This window comes from Klebsiella sp. X13 (assembly GCF_003323835.1).
GTDB classification, from domain to species: domain Bacteria; phylum Pseudomonadota; class Gammaproteobacteria; order Enterobacterales; family Enterobacteriaceae; genus Klebsiella; species Klebsiella ornithinolytica.
The window spans coordinates 850115-872593 of record NZ_CP030874.1; the positions used below are offsets into that span (position 1 = coordinate 850115).

Genomic DNA, 22479 nt, shown 5'->3' on the forward strand with positions numbered 1-22479 from the left:
CGCCAGGTTCTTACGTAACCGGGGTAAGCGAGGTAAGCCAGAGGACTGCCGCACGAATGATGGCGAGCATAAACGGCCGAAGATACAGGACTACGTAACATGTCTAAAATTTTTGATTTCGTAAAACCTGGCGTGATCACTGGTGATGACGTTCAGAAAGTGTTCCAGGTAGCTAAAGAAAATAACTTTGCTCTGCCAGCGGTTAACTGTGTGGGTACTGACTCCATCAACGCCGTTCTGGAAGCTGCTGCAAAAGTTCGTTCTCCGGTTATCGTTCAGTTCTCCAACGGCGGCGCTGCGTTTATCGCGGGCAAAGGCGTGAAAACTGACGTTCCTCAGGGCGCAGCAATCCTGGGTGCTATCTCTGGCGCACATCACGTTCACCAGATGGCTGCACACTACGGCGTGCCGGTTATTCTGCACACCGACCACTGCGCGAAGAAACTGCTGCCGTGGATCGACGGCCTGCTGGACGCGGGTGAGAAACACTTCGCTGCTACCGGCAAACCGCTGTTCTCTTCTCACATGATCGACCTGTCTGAAGAGTCTCTGCACGAAAACATCGAAATCTGCTCTAAATATCTGGCGCGCATGGCCAAAATGGACATGACTCTGGAAATCGAACTGGGTTGCACCGGTGGCGAAGAAGACGGCGTGGACAACAGCCACATGGACGCTTCTGCCCTGTACACTCAGCCGGAAGACGTTGATTACGCGTACACTGAACTGAGCAAAATCAGCCCGCGTTTCACCATCGCCGCTTCCTTCGGTAACGTACACGGCGTGTACAAGCCGGGTAACGTCGTGCTGACTCCGACCATCCTGCGCGATTCTCAGGAATATGTTTCTAAGAAACACAACCTGCCGCACAACAGCCTGAACTTCGTCTTCCACGGCGGTTCCGGTTCTTCCGCTCAGGAAATCAAAGACTCCGTAAGCTACGGCGTTATCAAAATGAACATCGATACCGATACCCAATGGGCAACCTGGGACGGTATCCTGCAGTACTACAAAACCAACGAAGCTTACCTGCAGGGCCAGCTGGGCAACCCGAAAGGCGAAGACCAGCCGAACAAGAAATACTACGATCCGCGCGTATGGCTGCGTGCTGCACAGACGTCCATGGTGACTCGTCTGGAGCAGGCATTTAAAGAGCTGAACGCGATCGACGTTCTGTAAGAAAAATCTGTTTCTTGCGCGAAAGCCCGCTGAATAGCGGGCTTTTTTTATGGCTGAACAATACGATATTTCGCCGAGAATTGTGATCAACTTGGCAAAACATGTGCATATTGTTTAACCTTAGTTAACCTGTCGCTGTACAGGTTTGGTTTTTTATTCCCCCTACGGGTATTCATAAGGAAGATTAAATGGAAGAGTTGAACGTTGGCGATAGCCTACACAACGCCAGTTCCTGGCTGGTGCGCAATCAAGAATTACTGCTGAGCTATGCCGTCAATATCGTTGCCGCTATCGCGATTATTATCATCGGTATGATTGTGGCACGGGTCATCTCTAATACGGTGAACCGACTGATGCTGGCGCGTAAGATTGATGCGACCGTTGCCGATTTTCTGTCCGCCCTGGTGCGCTATGCCGTTGTCGCGTTCACCCTGATTGCGGCATTAGGTCGCGTAGGCGTGCAGACGGCATCGGTGATCGCCGTCCTCGGTGCTGCCGGTTTAGCCGTAGGTCTGGCGCTGCAAGGATCGCTGTCTAACCTGGCCGCTGGCGTACTGCTGGTGATGTTCCGCCCGTTCCGCGCAGGTGAGTATGTCGATCTCGGTGGCGTCGCCGGTACGGTACTGAGCGTGCAGATTTTCTCTACGACCATGCGTACGGCCGACGGTAAAATTGTGGTGGTTCCGAACGGTAAAATTATCGCCGGCAATATCATTAACTTTTCCCGTGAGCCGGCGCGACGCAACGAATTTATTATCGGCGTCTCCTACGATGCCGATATCGATAAGGTCAAGCAGCTGCTCACCCGTATTATCGAATCGGAAGATCGTATCCTCAAAGATCGCGAAATGACCGTACGTCTGCATGAACTGGGGGCGTCGTCGGTGAACTATGTGGTGCGCGTCTGGAGTCTGAGCAGCGATCTGCAAAGCGTATACTGGGATGTGCTGGAGCGTATTAAACGCGAGTTTGACGCCAACGGCATCAGCTTCCCGTACCCGCAGATGGATGTTCATATGGTTCGTCCGCAGGAGAAAGTGGAGTAAGACAGCCGCCGATCCGGAGGCCAGCGATGCTGGCCTTTATTGCCACTTCTGTATTAGCTACTCTTATTAATGATTAAAATTATCAATTTCCTCTAATGATTTTATCGCGCTATATTCCTCTGCATTAACGACCTACCGGAAAAAACACCATGTTATCGTATTACTTTCAGGGGCTTGCCCTGGGAGCGGCTATGATTTTGCCGCTCGGGCCGCAAAATGCGTTTGTGATGAATCAGGGGATTCGCCGACAGTATCATTTGATGATCGCGTTCCTGTGCGCGTTGAGCGATCTGTTGCTGATTTGCGCCGGTATTTTTGGCGGTAGCGCATTGCTGATGCAGTCGCCGTGGCTGCTGGCGCTGGTCACCTGGGGGGGCGTGGCCTTTCTGCTCTGGTACGGTTTCGGCGCCTTGAGAACGGCGCTGAGCAGCAATCTGGAACTGGCCAGTGCGGAAGTCATGAAGCAGGGGCGCTGGAAAATTATCGTCACCATGCTGGCGGTCACCTGGCTTAACCCGCATGTCTATCTCGACACTTTCGTCGTGCTGGGCAGCCTGGGAGGTCAGCTGGCCGTGGAGCCTAAGCGCTGGTTTGCTTTAGGCACCATTAGCGCATCATTCCTGTGGTTCTTTGGCCTGGCCCTGCTGGCGGCGTGGCTGGCACCACGCTTACGTACCGCGCGAGCGCAGCGGATGATTAACGTGCTGGTTGGCCTGGTGATGTGGTTTATTGCGCTGCAACTGGCGAAAGACGGTTTCCAGCATGTCCAGGCTCTGTTTTACCAGGCTTAGTCCGATGGACTTTCTCCGCGGACGCGTTAAGCTTGCAGACATGCGTCCGTAGACGGGCGACCCAATGTAAGATGGAGAAACGACAGTGAAGTTAAAACTCATGGCCCTGGCGGCAGCAATTGGATTGAGTGCGATGGCAGTACAGGCAAATGAATTGCCGAATGGCCCGCATATTGTAACTTCGGGTACCGCCAGCGTAGCCGCTGTGCCGGATATCGCCACCCTGGCGATTGAAGTGAACGTTGCAGCGAAAGACGCCGCGTCGGCGAAAAAGCAGGCCGACGATCGCGTGGCGCAGTATCTCTCTTTCCTCGAAAAGAACGGCATCGCCAAAAAAGATATTAACTCAGCCAACCTGCGCACCCAGCCTGATTACGACTATCAGAATGGCAAAAGCATCCTGAAAGGCTACCGCGCGGTGCGCACCGTCGAAGTGACGTTGCGTCAGCTGGACAAGCTGAACGGTCTGCTGGATGGCGCGCTGAAAGCGGGTCTGAATGAAGTTCGTTCTGTTTCGCTGGGCGTTGCGCAACCGGATGCCTATAAAGACAAAGCGCGTAAAGCGGCCATTGATGACGCGGTGCATCAGGCGCAAGAGCTGGCGTCAGGTTTCCATAGCAAGCTGGGACCGGTTTATAGCGTTCGCTACCATGTTTCGAACTACCAGCCGAGCCCGATGGTACGCATGATGAAGGCTGCCGATGCGGCCCCGGTTTCGGCGCAGGAAACCTACGAGCAGGCGACCATTCAGTTTGACGATCAGGTCGATGTTGTTTTTGAACTGCAGCCTGCTCAGCCAGCCCCGGCCCCCGCTGCGCCGGCTAAGCAGCCTGATGCGGCACAGTAAGCCATAAAATAAAAAGCCACTTCATCTGAAGTGGCTTTTTTTATCGCCAGCGCTTAGTCCTGACGCAGCACCTTGTGGCCGTAATCGATCAGTGCGTCGGTGACCCGGCGCATCATCCGGCTTTCCGGCGCGAAGCGATGCCAGTAGAGCATCCGACGCTGAAACAGTCCCGGCGTGAGGTCGATAAGCTCGCCGCTGTTGAGCTCTTTTTCAATCTGCAGATGCGGGATCATGCAGCAGGTCGTGCCCTGGCGCGCCAGCTGTACAAAGGCTTCCGAAGAGTTAACGATATGGCACGGGACGCTGCCCGGCGGCAAATCGAAGTTCTGCTGTAAAAACGCCTGATGCATATCATCCAGATGATCGAACGCGACAACCGGCGCTTTCAGCAGCGCCGAGCGGGTTACGCCATTAGGGAAATAGCGTTGCGCAAACTCTTTCGAGGCGACGAACAGATAGTCCAGCGCCCCGAGTTGATCCACCAGGCAGCTCGGCAACGCCTGCGGCTGGATACTCACTGCACCGACCACTTCACCGCGGCGTAAGCGTTCCTGAGTACGCGTTTCATCTTCCACCTGCAGATTGAGGCGGATAGGGGAGTCGGAAAGGACGTTAGACAGCGCGGGCAGCAGCCAGGTGGCCAGACTGTCGGCGTTGACCGCCAGCGACAGCAGCAGCGGCGTCGATCCGGTCTGTTCATCGCCCAGCCACTCCTCTTCCAGCAGCTCAACCTGACGCAGCAGGGCCAGCAGTTTCTGTCCTTGTTCGGTCGGACGCGGCGGCACGGTACGGACCAGCAGCGGTTGGCCGAACATATTTTCCAGCTGTTTAATACGCTGAGAGACGGCGGACTGTGTAATGCAGAGCTTCTGCGCGGCGCGCTCAAACCCACGTTCTCTTATTACCGCATCCAGCGCCTGTAGTGTTCTGTAGTCCGGTCGTTTCATTATTCTGGCGTACCCCTATCACTTTTCATTAACTCGCACTATGACATAAATTCGTTTTTGATGAAGATGAAAAATGGTCTGTTCAGTTGTGTGACCCTGCCGCAGGGACAATTCCCCCCCCGGTGTTCTATAATGCGCCACAGGTATTCACATCTCGGACCATAATCATGACGCAAGATGAACTGAAAAAAGCAGTAGGCTGGGCGGCATTGCAGTATGTACAACCGGGCACCATTGTCGGTGTCGGTACGGGTTCCACGGCCGCGCATTTTATCGATGCGCTGGGCACCATGAAAGGGCAGATTGAAGGCGCTGTTTCCAGCTCTGATGCCTCCACCGAAAAACTGAAAAGCCTCGGCATTCCGGTTTTCGATCTGAACAGCGTGGACCGCCTGGGGATCTATGTTGATGGCGCCGACGAGATTAACGGCCATATGCAGATGATCAAAGGCGGTGGGGCGGCGTTAACACGTGAAAAGATTATCGCCTCGGTAGCAGACAAGTTTATCTGCATCGCCGATGCCTCCAAGCAGGTGGATATTCTGGGCAAATTCCCGCTGCCGGTTGAAGTCATTCCGATGGCGCGTAGCGCCGTCGCGCGCGAGCTGGTGAAGCTGGGCGGCCGTCCGGAGTATCGCCAGGGGGTGGTGACCGATAACGGTAACGTGATTCTTGACGTGTTCGGCCTGGAAATTCTTGATGCCATCGCGCTGGAAAACAAAATTAACGGTATTCCTGGCGTCGTCACCGTCGGCCTGTTTGCCAACCGCGGCGCGGATGTGGCACTGATTGGAACCGCCGATGGCGTAAAAACCATCGTAAAATAATATTATCGGGGGAGCGAATGGCTCCCTCGCAAATATTTTTTCTCCAGGCCAAATTTGGTGACTTCTGTCACATTTATGCGGTCAGCCTTAGTAACAATCTACCTTTTCTTTTCTTTCTGGTGTTTTGTCCTGCCATTTCCCTCTGTGTGATATTTCTTCAGGTCGTCGACGCAAACGTTCATATTGCCGCGATAGTTTTTTTTGATATGTTGCTGAGAAGAACTTTCGTTCGGCACGACATCAGATAAGACAAAACAGGACGGGGAAATGGCTAAGGTATCACTGGAAAAAGACAAAATTAAGTTTCTGCTGGTTGAAGGTGTGCATCAAAAAGCGGTGGAGAATCTTCGCGCGGCAGGTTACACCAACATCGAATTTCATAAAGGCGCGCTGGACAGCGAAGAGCTGAAAGCGTCGATCCGTGATGCCCATTTCATTGGCCTGCGTTCCCGTACTCATCTGACTGAAGAGATCTTCGCCGCTGCGGAAAAACTGGTGGCGGTCGGCTGTTTCTGTATCGGCACCAACCAGGTTGATTTAGACGCCGCAGCGAAACGCGGGATTCCCGTTTTCAACGCGCCATTCTCAAATACCCGTTCCGTTGCCGAGCTGGTCATTGGCGAACTGCTGCTGATGCTGCGCGGCGTACCGGAAGCCAACGCGAAAGCGCACCGCGGCGTGTGGAACAAGCTGGCGGTCGGCAGTTTTGAAGCGCGTGGTAAAAAACTGGGGATTATCGGCTACGGGCACATCGGCACGCAGCTGGGTATTCTGGCTGAATCTCTGGGGATGCACGTCTATTTCTATGATATCGAAAGCAAACTGCCGCTGGGCAATGCTACTCAGGTCCAGCACCTCTCTGACCTGCTGAATATGAGCGATGTGGTCAGTCTGCATGTGCCGGAAAACGCCTCCACCAAAAATATGATGGGCGTAGAAGAGCTGGCGCTGATGAAGCCAGGCGCGCTGCTGATCAACGCCTCGCGCGGTACGGTCGTGGATATCCCGGCGCTGTGCGATGCGCTGGCGCGTAAGCACCTGGCAGGGGCCGCGATTGACGTCTTCCCGACCGAACCAGCGACCAACAGCGATCCGTTCAGCTCACCGCTGTGTGAGTTTGACAACGTGATCCTGACGCCGCACATCGGCGGTTCCACTCAGGAAGCGCAGGAGAATATCGGTCTGGAAGTGGCCGGTAAGCTGGCGAAGTATTCCGATAACGGTTCGACCCTCTCTGCGGTGAACTTCCCGGAAGTGTCGCTGCCGCTGCACGGCGGTCGTCGTTTGCTGCACATCCACGAAAACCGCCCGGGCGTGCTGACCGCTATCAACCAGATCTTTGCCGCACAGAGCATCAACATTGCTGCACAGTATCTGCAAACCACGCCGCAGATGGGCTACGTGGTTATTGATATTGAGGCCGAAGAAGATGTGGCCCAGCAGGCGCTGCAGGCCATGAAGGCGATCCCGGGCACCATCCGCGCTCGTCTGCTGTTCTGATTGACGAAAGGATCCCTGCGGGGATCCCTTTAAATGATGAGCACATCGCTACAGAATACCGGTGTCTTCCTGCTGCTGCTGATCCTGGCATGGACGGGGTTGGGCACCCACGATAGCCTCACCTGGCTGATGGAAGTGACGCCGGTCATTATCATCGTTCCGCTGCTGCTTGTGACGCGTTCACGCTACCCGCTCACGCCGCTTCTCTACACGCTTATCTTCTTCCACGCCATTATTTTGATGGTCGGGGGGATGTATACGTATGCGAAAGTACCGATTGGATTTGATGTGCAGGCGTGGCTGAATTTAAGTCGTAACCCGTACGATAAGCTTGGCCACTTTTTCCAGGGGTTGGTTCCGGCGCTGGCGGCGCGGGAAATTCTACTGCGCGGCGGCTATGTGCGCGGGCGCAAGATGCTTTCATTTCTGGTGTGCTGCATTGCGCTGGCGATCAGCGCCACCTACGAGCTTATCGAATGGTGGGCGGCACTGGCGATGGGGCAAGGGGCGGATGATTTTCTCGGCACCCAGGGCGATCCGTGGGACACGCAGTCGGATATGTTCTGCGCGCTACTGGGGGCGCTGACGACGATCTTGTTACTGAGCGGATGGCATAACCGGCAACTGAAGAAGCTCGGGACGCCTTAGCTTACGGCCACTGCCACAGCGCCGAGGGAGTAATCACCGCGGGCAGCGGAATATCCCAGTGCTCGGTTGGCAGCGCGTCGACCTGCTGGCAATCGTGGGCATAGCCAACAGGCTGCAGGGAATAATCCTGCCAGTTCTGCAATGTTCTGTCGTAGAAGCCGCCTCCCATTCCCAGCCGCTGTCCGGCGACATCAAAGGCAACCAGCGGGACTATCAGTACATCGAGCTGGCTTAGCGGCAGGACGTCGCGTACATCGAGCTTCGGCTCGTCGATTTTAAGCCGGTTGGTCACCAGTTCACTGCGCGGGTGATAGTGCAAAAACAGCAGATTTCCCGGGCTGAACGGGTGGAGTACGGGCAGATAAACCTGCTTGCCGGCCTGCCACAGCCGATCGATCAGCGGTCGGGTATCGAGTTCGCCATCAAATGACAGAAACAGAGCGACGGTTTGCGCCTGTGCGACGGGCGGGTATGCCATCACGCGATCGGCACCCTGTCGGGCGAACTGTGCCTGCTGTTCTGCCGTCAGCGCACGGCGTTGCTGGCGAATCTGTTGACGAATCCGCTGTCGGGTAGTTTGCGTGTCAGAAAGTTGAGTCATGACGGGTCGCCTGATTTAGCATGAGCACGGTAATACGTGGGTCAGTTGCATGTTGGCGTAGTGTAATACACAAGGTGATAAAAACCGAAAAGGAAGCCACGAGGGATGGAACTGAAAAGAAGGGAATCTCCGAGATGCCGCCGCAGGCTGTAACCCTTGAACCCTTGGTTCAAGGTGAATGCGTCGTCACAGTTTTAAGGCTTCTCGGACGGACCGAGCATGCTCACCAACCATGGAGCGCCACATTCTTGTGGTATGAAATATCGGCTCAGGGGACTGGCCCGCTTGCAAACATCTCAGAGAAATTTTGTTCTTGCGCTTACTCTAACACAGTTAATTGCAAAGTGTTATTCAAACTTCGGCCCGGTTCTTTCGCTTATGCGACCTTGCTCAAGCAACGCTTGTTCGATGGTCTGCTGAAGCATCCGAATACGCTGTTCCATGCTGGAGGCGTAATCGCGGGTTTTCGCTTTTTCCTGAGTCAACTCATAGCTGATGTTCAACGCGGCGATGAAGACCAGCTGCTCAGTATTTGTGACTCTAGTGCGTTCTTTTAAATCTTGCAACCGCTGATTCAGGTCATCAGCTGCCTGATTCAAGGCATCCCTTTGTTCAGGCGGGCAATTCACGCGGAGTGAACGGCCAAAAATTTGGAGATCGACGGGTTGTGCAGACATGCCACCTTCCTGCTGATTGACTGCGCGGCCTTCACGCCCGAATCCGGGACTGCAAAGGGGCGACACTATAGCTACCCTGGTGCGAAGGTACAAGCCCTATTCTGGTTCACCAGGGTCCAAAGTGGTAGCATACCATGAATATTCCTCCCAACGATGACGAATGCGCATGTCTATACAGAACGAAATGCCTGGTTACAACGCCGTAGACCAGTTACTGAACCAACAGGGCGTGGGCTTAACCCCGGCCGAAATGCACGGTTTGATCAGTGGGATCCTGTGCGGCGGCAATAAAGACAGCAGCTGGCAACCGCTGGTGCACGACCTGACTAACGAAGGCCTCGCATTTGGTCACGAGCTGGCCGAGTCTCTGCGCACCATACATTCCGTGACCAGCGACTCGCTGGAAGACGACGGTTTCTTGTTTCAGCTCTATTTACCGGAAGGTGACGCGGTAAGCGTGTTTGAACGCGCCGACGCGCTGGCCGGTTGGGTTAACCATTTCCTGCTCGGTCTGGGCGTCACGCAGCCTAAACTGGATAAAATCAAAGACGAAACCGGCGAAGCTATCGACGACCTGCGTAACATTGCGCAACTGGGGTACGACGAAGACGAAGATCAGGAAGAGCTGGAGATGTCGTTGGAAGAGATTATCGAGTACGTGCGCGTCGCTGCGCTGCTGTGCCACGAAACCTTTTCTCGCCAGCAGCCAACCGCACCGGAAGTTCGCAAGCCAACATTACACTAATGATAATTTGTTGAGGGGGCGTCATGACACAGCAGGAATTTCTTTCTCGTCGCCAGGCATTGCTGGCGCAGATGCAGCCAGGCAGCGCCGCGCTGATTTTCGCCGCACCGGAAGCGGTCCGCAGCGCAGATTCAGAATACCCCTACCGGCAGAACAGCGATTTTTGGTACTTCACGGGATTTAATGAGCCGGAAGCCCTGCTGGTGTTGATTAAAAGCGACGACACCCACAACCATAGCGTGCTGTTTAACCGCGTCCGCGATCTGACCGCAGAGATCTGGTTCGGCCGTCGTCTGGGGCAGGAGGCCGCGCCATCGAAGCTGGGCGTCGACCGCGCTCTGGCGTTCAGCGAAATTAACCAGCAGCTGTTCCAGCTGCTTAACGGCCTCGATGCGATCTATTTTGCCCAGGGCGAATATGCCTACGCTGACAAAATCGTCTTCAACGCGCTGGAAAAACTGCGTAAAGGCGGGCGCCAGAATCTGCAGGCGCCCGGCTCTGTGATTGACTGGCGGCCGATGGTGCATGAGATGCGCCTGTTTAAATCGCCGGAAGAGCTGGAGGTGATGCGCCGCGCTGGTGAAATTTCCGCGCTGGCTCATACCCGCGCAATGCAGAAATGCCGTCCGGGCATGTTCGAATACCAGCTGGAAGGAGAAATTCTGCATGAATTCAACCGCCACGGCGCCCGTTTCCCCTCCTATAACACCATCGTGGGCGGTGGGGAAAACGGCTGTATTCTCCATTACACGGAAAACGAATCCGAGCTGCGCGATGGCGATTTGGTGCTGATTGACGCCGGCTGTGAATACCGCGGCTATGCGGGCGATATCACCCGCACCTTCCCGGTAAACGGGAAATTCAGCCCGGCGCAGCGCGAGATTTACGATATTGTCCTCGCGTCGCTGGAAACCGCGCTGGAGCTTTACCGTCCTGGCACCTCCATTCAGCAGGTTAACCAGCAGGTGGTGCGCATTATGATCACCGGTCTGGTGCGCCTCGGCATCCTGAAAGGGGATGTTGACGAGCTGATGGAGAACAACGCCCACCGTCCATACTTTATGCATGGTCTGAGCCACTGGCTGGGACTCGATGTCCATGATGTTGGCCGCTACGATGTCGATCGCTCGCGTCTCCTTGAGCCGGGCATGGTATTGACCGTTGAACCGGGTCTCTATATTGCCGCCGACGCCGACGTGCCGCCACAGTATCGCGGCATCGGCGTGCGTATTGAAGACGATATCGTCATTACCGAAGACGGCAACGAAAACCTCACCGCCGGCGTGGTGAAAAAAGCCGACGATATTGAGGCGCTGATGGCGGCGGCGCGGCGGTCATGAGCATCCTGATCGTTGGCGGGGGGATGACCGGGGCAACCCTGGCGTTAGCAATCTCGCGCTTAACCCACGGCGCGCTGCCGGTACATCTGGTCGAGGCGGCGCAGCCGGATTCGTCGCAGCATCCGGGGTTTGATGCCCGCGCGATTGCGCTGGCGGCGGGGACCTGCCAGCAGCTGGCGCGTACCGGCATCTGGCAAGGCATTGCCGATTGCGCGACGCCGATTCAGCGTGTTCACGTCAGCGACCGCGGACATGCGGGATTCGTGACCCTTGATGCGCAGGATTACGGCCTGGCGGCGCTTGGCCAGGTGGTAGAATTGCACGATATCGGCCAGCGATTGTTTGCGCAACTGCGCGAAGCGCCGGGCATTACCTTACACTGCCCGGCGAAAGTCGAAGACGTCACCCGGTGGCAGGAGGGAGTCAGCATCACCCTGGATAGCGGCGAGACGATCGAAGGCCGGCTGCTGGTTGCCGCCGATGGTTCGCGCTCCACGCTGGGCGCCCGCTGCGGCATGAGCTGGCAGCAGCAGCCTTACGAGCAGCTGGCGATTATTGCCAACGTCAGCACGGCGTTGCCCCATGAAGGGCGTGCCTTTGAACGCTTCACCGAACATGGTCCGCTGGCCATGCTGCCGATGTCACACGGACGCTGTTCGTTGGTATGGTGTCACCCGCAGTCGCGGCGCGATGAGGTCCTGGGTTGGTCCGATGCGCAATTTTGCGAGCAGCTGCAGCAGGCATTTGGCTGGCGGCTGGGGCGCATCACGCATGCCGGGAAGCGCAGCGTTTATCCCTTGACGTTGACCACCGCTATGCGCCCGGTTTCCCATCGCCTGGCGCTGGTCGGTAATGCGGCGCAGACGCTGCATCCCATCGCCGGGCAGGGCTTTAATCTCGGTCTGCGGGATGTGATGAGCCTGGCGGAAACGCTGGCGCAGGCCTGCGCTAACGGGCAGGACCCCGGCGATTACTCACTTCTTTGTCACTATCAGGCGCGGCGAGCGGATGATAAGGCCGCGACTATCGGCGTGACCGATGGGCTGGTGCATCTGTTTGCTAATCGTTGGGCGCCGCTGGTGGCGGGGCGTAACGTGGGTCTGATGGCGATGGAATTATTTACCCCGGCGCGTGACGCGCTGGCGCAGCGTACCCTTGGTTGGGTTCCTCGTTAAGGAGTTGAACGTGCAAAGTGTTGATGTTGCCATTGTTGGCGGTGGCATGGTGGGCCTGGCGGTAGCCTGCGGTTTGCAGGGGAGCGGGCTGCGGGTTGCGGTGCTGGAACAAGCCGAGCCGCAGCCGTTAAACGCCGATGCGCCGCCGGCGCTGCGGGTATCAGCCATTAACGCCGCCAGCGAAAAACTGCTGACCCGGCTGGATGTCTGGCCGGAGATTATCGCCCGGCGCGCCAGCTGTTATCACGGTATGGAAGTGTGGGATAAGGACAGCTTTGGCCACATCAGCTTTGATGACCAGAGTATGGGCTTCAGCCACCTTGGTCATATTATTGAAAATGCGATCGTTCATCATGCGCTGTGGCAAAAGGCGCAGCGTTGCGCCGACGTCACGCTGCTGGCCCCGGCTCAGCTGCAGCAGGTGGCGTGGGGAGAAAACGAAGCATTTCTCAGCTTGCAGGATGGCAAGATGCTGACCGCCAGGCTGGTGGTCGGCGCCGACGGAGCAAACTCCTGGTTGCGCAACAAAGCGGATATACCGCTGACGTTCTGGGACTACCGCCATCATGCGCTGGTTGCCACTATCCGAACCGAAGAACCGCATCAGGCGATTGCCCGTCAGGCGTTTCACGGCGATGGCATTCTGGCGTTTCTGCCGCTGAACGATCCGCATCTGTGTTCGATCGTCTGGTCGCTGTCGCCGCAGGAAGCACAGCGGATGCAGCTGGCCGACGAGGCGGTGTTTAATCAGGCGCTGAATATTGCCTTCGATAACCGGCTTGGCCTGTGCCAGCTTGCAAGCGAGCGTCAGACCTTCCCGTTGACCGGTCGCTACGCGCGCCAGTTCGCCGCGCATCGTCTGGCGCTGGTTGGCGATGCCGCGCACACTATCCACCCGCTGGCCGGCCAGGGGGTAAATCTGGGCTTTATGGATGCAGCGGAACTGATCGATGAACTCCGTCGTCTGCATGCGCAGGGCAAGGATATTGGTCAGTACCTGTATCTACGTCGCTATGAACGTAGCCGTAAGCACAGCGCCGCGCTGATGCTGGCGGGGATGCAGGGCTTCCGCGAAATGTTCTCTGGCAGCCACCCGGCGAAGAAACTGCTGCGCGATATTGGCCTCAAACTGGCGGATACGCTACCGGGCGTCAAACCGCAGTTGATTCGCCAGGCCATGGGCTTAAACGATCTTCCTGCCTGGTTACGTTAAGCGCGTCACACTTCTCTCTCCCGGCCCCGGCGCCGGGTTTTCTCCTCTCATTTGAAATAATCTAATCTCACCCATTTTTTCGCATTAGTTTTATTAATGCCTCTCTTTTTTTGCAACAGAAAACAGGCCTCTTTTTTCGCATAAAATACCATCATGCTCGGTAATATCAGGTCATGATGTTAATTTTATGTGGCATAAATCGCTTTTTTCCAGTCAATAACTCTGTAGTCTTTTTGGCGACTTTTAGTCATAAGCTAATGTGATGTCCTGATTTAGCTTATGGTTTAGCGCCGGGTTCGGTGGTAAGTTCAGGCAAAAGAGAACGTTTGCGTCGGTGCCCGGACATGGCGCCGACGGCGGATTTCGTGGTGCGAAATCGCCCCAATGACATCGCCCAACCCAGTAGCGGGTTCCGTTTTATTCGATGAGGAAAAGATGGCTCAACAGACTCCGTTGTATGAACAACACACGCTGTGCGGCGCTCGCATGGTGGACTTCCATGGCTGGATGATGCCGCTACATTACGGTTCCCAGATTGATGAGCACCACGCGGTGCGGGGCGACGCCGGTATGTTCGATGTCTCGCACATGACCATCGTCGACTTCCACGGCAGCCGCATCCGGGAGTTTCTGCGCTATCTGCTGGCTAACGATGTCGCGAAGCTGACGGTACCCGGCAAAGCGCTGTATACCGGTATGCTTACCGCGTCAGCCGGCGTCATCGATGACCTGATTGTCTATTTCCTTACCGAAGATTATTTCCGCCTCGTTGTTAACTCCGCCACCCGTGAAAAAGACCTCGCCTGGATTACTCAGCAGGCTGAACCCTATGGTCTTGAAATGACCGTCCGTGACGATCTTTCGCTGATTGCCGTACAGGGGCCACAGGCGAAAGCGAAAGCGGCAACCCTGTTCACCGACGCACAGCGTCAGGCCGTAGAAGGGATGAAACCGTTCTTTGGCGTGCAGGCCGGCGATCTGTTTATTGCGACCACCGGTTATACCGGTGAAGCCGGGTACGAAATCGCCATGCCGAATGAGCAGGCTGCTGATTTCTGGCGTGGCCTGCTGGACGCAGGCGTGAAGCCGTGCGGTCTGGGCGCTCGCGATACCTTGCGTCTGGAAGCGGGGATGAACCTGTATGGCCAGGAGATGGATGAAAGCATCTCTCCGCTGGCTGCAAATATGGGCTGGACCATTGCCTGGGAACCGGCAGATCGCGCGTTCATCGGCCGCGAAGCGCTGGAGCTGCAGCGTGAAAAAGGTACCGAGCAGCTGGTGGGTCTGGTGATGACCGAGAAAGGCGTCCTGCGCGGCGGTTTGCCGGTGCGCTTTAGCGATGCAGACGGTAATCAGAAAGAAGGTATTATCACCAGCGGCACCTTCTCCCCGACGCTGGGCTACAGTATCGCGCTGGCGCGCGTACCGGCCGGTATCGGCGAGACGGCCATTGTGCAGATTCGCAACCGCGAAATGCCGGTAAAAGTGACTAAACCTGTTTTTGTACGCAACGGCAAAGCCGTGGTGTGATTCCCCCTTTTTGGAGATTAATTGATGAGCAACGTACCAGCAGAACTGAAATACAGTAAAGAACACGAATGGCTGCGCAAAGAAGCTGACGGCACCTACACCGTCGGGATCACCGAACATGCCCAGGAACTGCTTGGCGATATGGTTTTCGTCGATCTGCCGGACGTTGGCGCAACCGTTGAAGCGGGTGACGACTGCGCGGTTGCCGAGTCGGTGAAAGCTGCTTCGGATATTTATGCCCCGATTAGCGGCGAGATTGTGGCGGTGAACGAAGAGCTCAACGACTCTCCGGAGCTGGTGAACAGCGACCCGTACGCGGACGGCTGGATCTTTAAAATTAAGGCCAGCGATGAAGCGCAGGTTGCGGCTCTGCTTGACGCGGACGCCTATGCGGCGCTGCTGGAAAACGAGTAAATATCTTGCCCCTTCACGCTGCGGGCATCTGCTGCCGGCAGCGTGAATGATTTTTGCCTGTTCAGGTAAGTAAAGACACATACGATTCACTGCACGTTTCAGGAACCATCGCTCATGACTCAGACTTTAGGTCAGCTTGAAAACCGCGGCGCCTTTATTGAACGTCACATCGGTCCGGATGCTCAGCAACAGCAGGAGATGCTGAACACCGTCGGCGCCGATTCGCTTAACGCCCTGATTGGCCAGATTGTGCCGCAGGATATTCAGCTGGCGACACCCCCGCAGGTGGGTGACGCGACTACCGAATTCGCCGCGCTGGCGGAACTGAAGGCGATCGCCGGTCGCAACAAGCGCTTCAAGTCTTACATCGGCATGGGTTACACCGCCGTGCAGCTGCCGCCGGTTATTCAGCGCAATATGCTGGAAAATCCGGGTTGGTATACCGCTTACACCCCTTACCAGCCGGAAGTTTCCCAGGGCCGCCTGGAATCACTGCTGAATTTCCAGCAGGTGACCCTCGATCTGACCGGGCTGGATATCGCCTCCGCGTCACTGCTGGATGAGGCGACCGCCGGCGCTGAAGCGATGGCGATGGCCAAACGCGTCAGCAAACTGAAGAATGCGAACCGCTTCTTCGTTGCCGCCGATGTACATCCGCAGACCCTTGATGTGGTGCGCACCCGCGCCGCAACCTTTGGCTTTGACGTCATCGTTGATGAGGCGGAAAAAGCGCTCGACCATCAGGACGTTTTCGGCGTGCTGCTGCAGCAGGTGGGTACCACCGGCGAAATTCATGACTACAGCAAGCTGATCGCCGATCTGAAAGCACGCAAAGTCGTGGTCAGCGTCGCCGCGGACTTCATGACGCTGGTTCTGTTGACCGCACCGGGCAAACAGGGGGCTGATATCGTCTTCGGCTCCGCCCAGCGTTTTGGCGTGCCGATGGGCTACGGCGGTCCGCATGCGGCCTTCTTTGCCGCAAAAGATGAATTTAAACGCTCGATGCCGGGCCGTATTATCGGCGTATCAAAAGATGCCGCCGGTAACACCGCGCTGCGTATGGCGATGCAGACCCGCGAACAGCATATCCGTCGCGAGAAAGCGAACTCCAATATTTGTACTTCCCAGGTACTGCTGGCAAATATCGCCAGCCTGTACGCGGTGTTCCACGGGCCAGAGGGCCTGAAGCGCATCGCCAGCCGCATCCACCGACTGACCGATATTCTGGCCGACGGGCTGCAGAAAAAAGGGCTCAAGCTGCGCCACGCTCACTACTTCGACACCCTGTGTGTGGACGTGGTCGACAAAGCGGCGGTGCTGGCACGCGCCGAAGCGCTGGAAATTAACCTGCGCAGCGACATCCATAACGCCGTTGGCATCACTCTTGATGAAGCGACGACCCGCGAAGATGTGCTGAACCTGTTCCGCGCTATTATTGGCGACGACCACGGCCTGGATATCGATGCCCTGGATAAAGACGTGGCCCTCGACAGCCGCTCGATCCCGGAAAGCATGCTGCGTAACGATGCGATCCTGACGCACCCGGTGTTCAATCGCTACCACAGCGAAACCGAGATGATGCGCTACATGCACTCGCTGGAGCGTAAAGATCTGGCGCTGAATCAGGCGATGATCCCGCTGGGATCCTGCACCATGAAGCTCAACGCCGCGGCGGAAATGATCCCGATCACCTGGCCTGAGTTTGCCGAGCTGCACCCGTTCTGCCCGGCAGAGCAGGCGGAAGGTTATCATCAGATGATCGCCCAGCTCTCCGACTGGCTGGTAAAACTGACCGGTTACGACGCCGTCTGCATGCAGCCAAACTCCGGCGCACAGGGCGAGTACGCGGGCCTGCTGGCTATTCGCCATTACCACGAAAGCCGCAATGAAGGCCATCGTGATATCTGCCTGATCCCAAGTTCTGCGCACGGCACCAACCCGGCGTCGGCACAGATGGCCGGCATGCAGGTGGTGGTCGTGGCCTGTGATAAAAACGGCAACATCGATCTCGCGGATCTGCGTCTCAAGGCGGAGCAGGCGGGTGAGAACCTCTCCTGCATCATGGTGACCTACCCGTCAACGCACGGCGTGTATGAAGAGACGATCCGCGAAGTGTGCGAAATCGTGCATCAGTTCGGCGGTCAGGTTTACCTCGACGGCGCTAACATGAACGCCCAGGTTGGTATTACTTCTCCGGGCTTTATCGGCGCGGACGTCTCGCACCTTAACCTGCACAAAACCTTCTGCATCCCGCATGGCGGCGGCGGTCCGGGTATGGGGCCGATCGGCGTCAAAGCGCATCTGGCGCCGTTTGTTCCGGGCCATAGCGTGGTACAGATCGAAGGGATGTTGACCCGTCAGGGCGCGGTTTCTGCCGCACCGTTCGGCAGCGCTTCCATTCTGCCAATCAGCTGGATGTATATCCGCATGATGGGCGCCGAAGGGCTGAAACAGGCGAGCCAGGTGGCCATCCTCAATGCCAACTACATCGCTACTCGTCTGAAAGAGGCGTTCCCGGTGCTTTACACCGGTCGCGACGGTCGCGTGGCGCACGAATGTATTCTGGATATTCGTCCTCTGAAAGAAGAGACCGGCATCAGCGAGCTGGATATTGCCAAGCGTCTGATCGACTTCGGCTTCCACGCACCGACGATGTCCTTCCCGGTGGCCGGTACGCTGATGGTTGAGCCGACGGAATCAGAAAGCAAAGTCGAGCTGGACCGCTTCATCGACGCGATGCTGGCGATTCGTGGGGAAATCGACCGCGTGAAAGCGGGCGAGTGGCCGCTGGAAGATAACCCGCTGGTGAACGCCCCGCATACCCAGGGAGAGCTGGTGGCGGAATGGCATCATCCGTATACCCGTGAGCTGGCGGTATTCCCGGCCGGTCTGGCGAATAAATACTGGCCGACGGTGAAGCGTCTGGACGATGTCTACGGTGACCGTAATCTGTTCTGCTCCTGCGTACCGATGAGCGAATACCAGTAATTCACTGACTGGACTATCTTTTAAAGGCGCTTCGGCGCCTTTATTTTTTGGGGGAGAGGATGGCGATAGCACTGATTACCGGCGCCAGCCGCGGAATAGGTAAGGCGACGGCGCTGCTGCTGGCACAGGAAGGGTATACCGTGGTGGTTAACTATCATCACAACATTAGCGCGGCGATGGCGGTGGTCAACGAGATTGTCGTCCTCGGCGGCAAAGCCGTTGCGCTGGGGGCCGATATCAGCGACGAGGCGCAGGTCATGGCGATGTTTGATGGGATCGACCGTCTTGAGGAGCCGCTGACCGCGTTGGTTAACAACGCCGGTATCCTGTTTGCGCAAAGCACCGTGGAAAACCTGACCGCCGGGCGGATTAATCAGGTGCTGAGTACTAATGTCACCGGCTATTTCCTCTGTTGCCGGGAGGCGGTGAAGCGGATGTCATATCGGCACGGCGGAAAAGGCGGGGCGATCGTCAATGTTTCATCGGCGGCATCGCGTCTGGGGGCGCCGGGGGAATATGTGGATTATGCCGCCTCGAAAGGGGCCGTGGATACGCTGACCACCGGACTGTCGCTGGAAGTGGCGGCGCAGGGGATTCGCGTTAACGGCGTGCGTCCCGGCTTTATCTATACTGAGATGCACGCCTCCGGCGGCGAGCCTGGGCGCGTGGATCGGGTAAAAGCGGGGCTGCCGATGCAACGCGGCGGGCAGCCGGAGGAGGTCGCACAGGCCATCGCCTGGCTACTGAGCGAGAAAGCCTCCTATGTGACCGGAAGCTTTCTCGAACTGGCCGGTGGGAAATAGTCCGCTGCCGGAGAGTCCCGGGCGGCGACGTGCGCCCTTCCCGGTCAGCCGTTTTGCGAGCTGATGTTATGACGCCAGCCACAGCCGCAGGCGCATTCCCCAACCGCTGGTCCAGCCGGTGGTGATCGACTTAACCTCGCCGCGAGAGATGACGATAAGCGTTGGCGTGACCTGAACGCCCCACTGGCGAGAAAGTCCGCCGTCGGGGTCGTTAACCGTGGGCAGCGCCATTTTCTTATGCGCCAGCCAGTTGGACAGCATGGCATCATCCCCGGAACGGAGCGCGACGGTCATGACATTGCCGCCGTTGCTCGCCAGCGCCGCTACGGATGGCGTCGTGTAACGGCACACTCCGCACCAGGTCGCCCAGACGTAGATCAGCAGCGGGCGCTGCTGGCTCATGGCGTGCAGATCGACCACGTTACCCTCCAGCGTCTGCAGCGGTGTAGTCGTCAGATTCGGCGGCAGCGCAGGCCGACGCAGATAATCCATCCCCACGATGAGCGCGCCGGCCAGCAGCAGCAGGATCATCAGCTCGCGCAGCCAGCGGCGTAATTTACTGACCATCGGCTTTTGCCAGCTGTTCTTTCACCAGCCCCTCCAGCTCCTGATAAGGAATCGCGCCGGCGACCATTTGATCGCCGATAATCGTCGCCGGGGTGCCCTGAATATTCAGCACCTGAGACAAAATCAGGTTCATCTTCAGCGAGTCCATTGTTTTATCATCGGTTTTCACCCCATCGGTCGCGGTTTTTTGCTGCGCGGCGAGAATACTCGCATTGTCGTGGTAGCCCTTTTTGGCCATCAGCCGCTGATGCAGCGCCCAGAATTTATCCGGCTGCTGGCGCCATGTGGAGAGCGCGGCTTTCGCGGCGTTAACCGAACTTTGCCCCTTAAACGGCAGCAGTTTTACAATCAGCAGGACATCAGGGTTATCGTGAACGATCTTCTCCAGCATCGGATCGAACTGCTTACAATACGGGCAGTTGTAATCGGTAAACGAGACGATAGTCAGGCGCGGCGCTTTGGCGCCCAGCCGCGGGCTGTCGGGATCGTTAAACAGCAGCTTTGCCAGCTGGTCGTTGGCGGAGGCATCCGCGGGTTCTGCCGGGGCGGCAAGGCTGAAGGTTGAAACGCACAGCAGAAGGAGTGCAGCGATGATTCTCATGATTATTGACCTTTTGCATCGGACAGAGTGGCGAGGAGTTCGTCGCGGCTGAGCAGCGGAGACAGCACGCGGCCCTGGGCTAATCCCGGTCCGTAAATTTGATTGAAGGGAACGGCGGCGCTGCCGCGAGTGGTCAGAAAGCGGCCGATCGCCGCCGACGGGCGACTCCAGTCGCCGCGCAGGGCCACCACGTCTGGTTCAGAGAGGGCGCTCTGAACGTCATCGCGCAACAATACGTTGTATTTATTGGCTTTGCAGGTGACGCACCAGTCGGCGGTGACGTCAATAAACAGTCGCTTATTGCTTGCCAGCGCATTGCTAATCGCCTGTTCGCTGAGCGGCTGCCAGTTCACGCGGTCGCGTCGCGATGTCTGGCCGTCAGGCGGTGACAGAAAAGCGACGACCCCGGCGACAGCTAACGTCAGCACGCCAGCCTTCAGCGTCGTGCGCCAGCGATAGCGCCAGAGCGTCGCCAGCAGCAGCGCGAGGGCCAGCAGCGCCGTCAGGGCGATAACCGGTATCCGACCGATATGCGCCGTCAGCAGGCTGAGCAGCCATACGGATGATCCCAGCATCATCAATCCGAGTATCACGCGCAGGACGTTCATCCAGCGTCCGGGGCGCGGCAGATGCCGGGCGAGACCTGGCCAGGCGGCAACCAGCAGCCACGGCAGACTCATGCCGACCCCTATGGCGAGGAAAATGCCCCACAGCAGCGGCAGCGGCGCGACCAGCGCGACCGAGATAGCGGTACCGAGAAACGGCGCCGTGCACGGCGTGGCCAGTAGCGTTGCGAAAGCGCCCTGGCAGAAATGGCCCATCAGACCCTTGCCGCCGCGGGTCGCCAGAAATGTACTGGTGCCGGAGGAGAGGCGAATCTCAAACAGCCCCAGCAGGCTGGCGCTGAACAGCACCATCACCAGCGCCATCGCGCCGATAAACCATGGGTTCTGAAACTGAATGCCCCAGCCCAGCGCCTGATTCCCCAGGCGAAGCAGAGTCATCATCAACGCCAGCGCCAGAAAGGACGCGACGATGCCGCAAACCGAGGCCAGAAACTGCCGGCGTACGGTTGCGCGCTCGCGCGTCCCGGTCTGCACCAGCGAACCGAGTTTCATGGCCAGTACCGGCAGGACGCAGGGCATAACATTCAGAATCAGCCCGCCGGCAAGGGCCATCAGCAAGACCCACCATAAAGCCGGCGCCTGCGCCGGGAGGCCTTCGCTAACGATCGACGTGCTCTCCTGCGCCAGACCGCTGTCGGCAAGGACCAGCGACAGACGTTTGCCGCTGAGGTCAGGTGCCGCCTCACCCCAGCTGTCGGTGACTGGGATCTGCGCGACCAGCGTCTCGCCGTTCAGTGAGAAGGTGGGTTTGCCGAAATCGACATTCTCCATGCTGTCGATAAACAGCGACGGCTGCCGCCAGCCGGCTTCGCGAACGGCGGTAACCGTGAGCTTTCCGCCGCCATAGGCCGAGGTCAGCCGGGACGTCAGGCCGTCCGGGCGCGGGAGCGTGCCCAGTGCGCGGGTAAAATCATAGCCAAAGCCATCTCCCGCAGCGGTGGTCATATCCAGCGCAAAGGGATAGTCGGTCAGAATGCAGACATTGCTACAGGTGGAAAGTGTCAGCACGCCGCTTAAGATCTGCGGCACCGGTCCGTGGATTTCCAGCGGAAAGCTGACGTTACCGTGGTAGCCCTGGGTGGTGATTCCCGCGACGTCAAATCGCTGCGGCGTTGGCCAGTGCCAGGTGACATCCAGCGGCGTTTTCCAGGCGATAGCGGGCGCAATGCCGCCTTCCCCCGGGGAGCGCCAGTAGGTTTTCCAGCCTTTTTCCAGCGCCACATCAAGCAGCAGGCGCGTTGTGCCGCTATCGTCGTTTTGTGCGCGCAGCCGGACGCTGGCGTGTTGATTCTCAGCGGCGCGTAGCCAGCCGCTGTCGGCGGCCTGGCTGACGGGCAGCCATAGCCAAAGCAGGCAGACCAGCAGTCGCCTGAATACCATAAGCATAAATTTTCTCCGTAAATGATTGATTAAC

General features: G+C 57.5%; 21 protein-coding genes and 1 other RNA gene. 15 read left to right on the top strand and 7 right to left on the bottom strand.

Going from position 1 to position 22479, the window contains the following annotated elements:
* Positions 1-99 precede the first annotated feature (99 nt).
* The 4 genes from fbaA to DSD31_RS04205 all read left to right on the top strand — a co-directional run bounded on the left by fbaA (position 100) and on the right by DSD31_RS04205 (position 3863).
* The gene (fbaA, locus tag DSD31_RS04190; RefSeq protein ID WP_004867428.1) at positions 100-1179 is read left to right on the top strand and encodes a class II fructose-bisphosphate aldolase; all 1080 of its coding nucleotides are present in this window, start codon (positions 100-102) and stop codon (positions 1177-1179) included.
* Positions 1180-1367: 188 nt separating this feature from the next.
* Positions 1368-2225 (top strand): small-conductance mechanosensitive channel MscS, encoded by an 858-nt coding sequence (gene mscS, locus DSD31_RS04195; protein ID WP_004867425.1) that lies wholly within the window; start codon positions 1368-1370, stop codon positions 2223-2225.
* A gap of 149 nt (positions 2226-2374) precedes the next feature.
* On the top strand, positions 2375-3016 hold the full coding sequence (gene argO, locus DSD31_RS04200; protein ID WP_015585768.1) for an arginine exporter ArgO: 642 nt from the start codon (positions 2375-2377) through the stop codon (positions 3014-3016).
* Between the two features lie 85 nt (positions 3017-3101).
* Positions 3102-3863, top strand: coding sequence for an oxidative stress defense protein (locus DSD31_RS04205; protein WP_015585769.1), 762 nt, complete (start codon positions 3102-3104; stop codon positions 3861-3863).
* A 53-nt stretch (positions 3864-3916) separates the two neighbouring features.
* On the opposite strand, the gene argP is transcribed toward DSD31_RS04205, so the two are convergent.
* Complete coding sequence (gene argP, locus DSD31_RS04210; protein ID WP_004867418.1) at positions 3917-4810, bottom strand: DNA-binding transcriptional regulator ArgP; 894 nt, start codon at positions 4808-4810, stop codon at positions 3917-3919.
* Positions 4811-4977: 167 nt separating this feature from the next.
* Here argP and rpiA point away from each other — a divergent pair, with 167 nt between their 5' ends.
* From rpiA to DSD31_RS04230, 3 genes are all read left to right on the top strand, one after another.
* Positions 4978-5637, top strand: coding sequence for a ribose-5-phosphate isomerase RpiA (gene rpiA, locus DSD31_RS04215; protein ID WP_004867416.1), 660 nt, complete (start codon positions 4978-4980; stop codon positions 5635-5637).
* A gap of 267 nt (positions 5638-5904) precedes the next feature.
* Positions 5905-7137, top strand: coding sequence for a phosphoglycerate dehydrogenase (gene serA / locus DSD31_RS04225; RefSeq protein WP_004867414.1), 1233 nt, complete (start codon positions 5905-5907; stop codon positions 7135-7137).
* A gap of 33 nt (positions 7138-7170) precedes the next feature.
* Complete coding sequence (locus DSD31_RS04230) at positions 7171-7785, top strand: DUF2238 domain-containing protein (RefSeq protein ID WP_032690801.1); 615 nt, start codon at positions 7171-7173, stop codon at positions 7783-7785.
* 1 nt (position 7786) lies between these two features.
* Here the strand turns inward: DSD31_RS04230 and DSD31_RS04235 are convergent, their stop codons facing one another.
* The 3 genes from DSD31_RS04235 to zapA all read right to left on the bottom strand — a co-directional run bounded on the left by DSD31_RS04235 (position 7787) and on the right by zapA (position 9063).
* Positions 7787-8386 carry a 5-formyltetrahydrofolate cyclo-ligase gene (locus tag DSD31_RS04235; protein WP_015585771.1) on the bottom strand — a complete coding sequence of 200 codons (600 nt, stop codon included), beginning with the start codon at positions 8384-8386 and terminating at the stop codon, positions 7787-7789.
* Between the two features lie 122 nt (positions 8387-8508).
* Positions 8509-8692, bottom strand: a non-coding RNA gene (gene ssrS, locus DSD31_RS04240) — 6S RNA.
* A 41-nt stretch (positions 8693-8733) separates the two neighbouring features.
* On the bottom strand, positions 8734-9063 hold the full coding sequence (gene zapA, locus DSD31_RS04245; protein WP_004867406.1) for a cell division protein ZapA: 330 nt from the start codon (positions 9061-9063) through the stop codon (positions 8734-8736).
* A gap of 166 nt (positions 9064-9229) precedes the next feature.
* On the opposite strand from zapA, the gene DSD31_RS04255 reads away from it, so the two are divergent.
* The 8 genes from DSD31_RS04255 (at position 9230) to DSD31_RS04290 (ending at position 19271) form a co-directional block, all read left to right on the top strand.
* Positions 9230-9808: a YecA/YgfB family protein gene (locus tag DSD31_RS04255; protein ID WP_015585772.1), complete on the top strand. Its 579-nt coding sequence runs from the start codon at positions 9230-9232 to the stop codon at positions 9806-9808.
* A gap of 23 nt (positions 9809-9831) precedes the next feature.
* Positions 9832-11148, top strand: a complete 1317-nt coding sequence (gene pepP, locus DSD31_RS04260; protein WP_015585773.1) for a Xaa-Pro aminopeptidase — start codon at positions 9832-9834, stop codon at positions 11146-11148.
* On the top strand, positions 11145-12323 hold the full coding sequence (gene ubiH / locus DSD31_RS04265; RefSeq protein WP_004867400.1) for a 2-octaprenyl-6-methoxyphenyl hydroxylase: 1179 nt from the start codon (positions 11145-11147) through the stop codon (positions 12321-12323). Before pepP ends, ubiH begins: the two co-directional genes overlap by 4 nt.
* 10 nt (positions 12324-12333) lie before the next feature.
* A complete protein-coding gene (ubiI, locus tag DSD31_RS04270; protein WP_004867398.1) occupies positions 12334-13536 on the top strand; it encodes an FAD-dependent 2-octaprenylphenol hydroxylase in 1203 nt (400 codons plus the stop codon).
* Positions 13537-13971: 435 nt separating this feature from the next.
* Positions 13972-15066, top strand: coding sequence for a glycine cleavage system aminomethyltransferase GcvT (gene gcvT, locus DSD31_RS04275; RefSeq protein WP_015585775.1), 1095 nt, complete (start codon positions 13972-13974; stop codon positions 15064-15066).
* 24 nt (positions 15067-15090) lie between these two features.
* Positions 15091-15480 carry a glycine cleavage system protein GcvH gene (gcvH, locus tag DSD31_RS04280; protein ID WP_004867393.1) on the top strand — a complete coding sequence of 130 codons (390 nt, stop codon included), beginning with the start codon at positions 15091-15093 and terminating at the stop codon, positions 15478-15480.
* Between the two features lie 114 nt (positions 15481-15594).
* Positions 15595-18468, top strand: a complete 2874-nt coding sequence (gene gcvP / locus DSD31_RS04285) for an aminomethyl-transferring glycine dehydrogenase (RefSeq protein ID WP_015585776.1) — start codon at positions 15595-15597, stop codon at positions 18466-18468.
* A gap of 59 nt (positions 18469-18527) precedes the next feature.
* Entirely contained in the window at positions 18528-19271 is a 744-nt protein-coding gene (locus tag DSD31_RS04290; RefSeq protein ID WP_015585777.1) for an SDR family oxidoreductase, read from the top strand.
* Between the two features lie 66 nt (positions 19272-19337).
* Here the strand turns inward: DSD31_RS04290 and DSD31_RS04295 are convergent, their stop codons facing one another.
* The 3 genes from DSD31_RS04295 to DSD31_RS04305 are packed head-to-tail and all read right to left on the bottom strand — an operon-like array spanning position 19338 to position 22451.
* Complete coding sequence (locus tag DSD31_RS04295; RefSeq protein WP_015585778.1) at positions 19338-19838, bottom strand: protein disulfide oxidoreductase; 501 nt, start codon at positions 19836-19838, stop codon at positions 19338-19340.
* Positions 19828-20439 (bottom strand): DsbA family protein, encoded by a 612-nt coding sequence (locus DSD31_RS04300; RefSeq protein ID WP_048024954.1) that lies wholly within the window; start codon positions 20437-20439, stop codon positions 19828-19830. Before DSD31_RS04300 ends, DSD31_RS04295 begins: the two co-directional genes overlap by 11 nt.
* Positions 20440-20441: 2 nt before the next feature.
* Positions 20442-22451 carry a protein-disulfide reductase DsbD family protein gene (locus DSD31_RS04305; RefSeq protein ID WP_113990846.1) on the bottom strand — a complete coding sequence of 670 codons (2010 nt, stop codon included), beginning with the start codon at positions 22449-22451 and terminating at the stop codon, positions 20442-20444.
* Between the last annotated feature and the right edge of the window lie 28 nt (positions 22452-22479).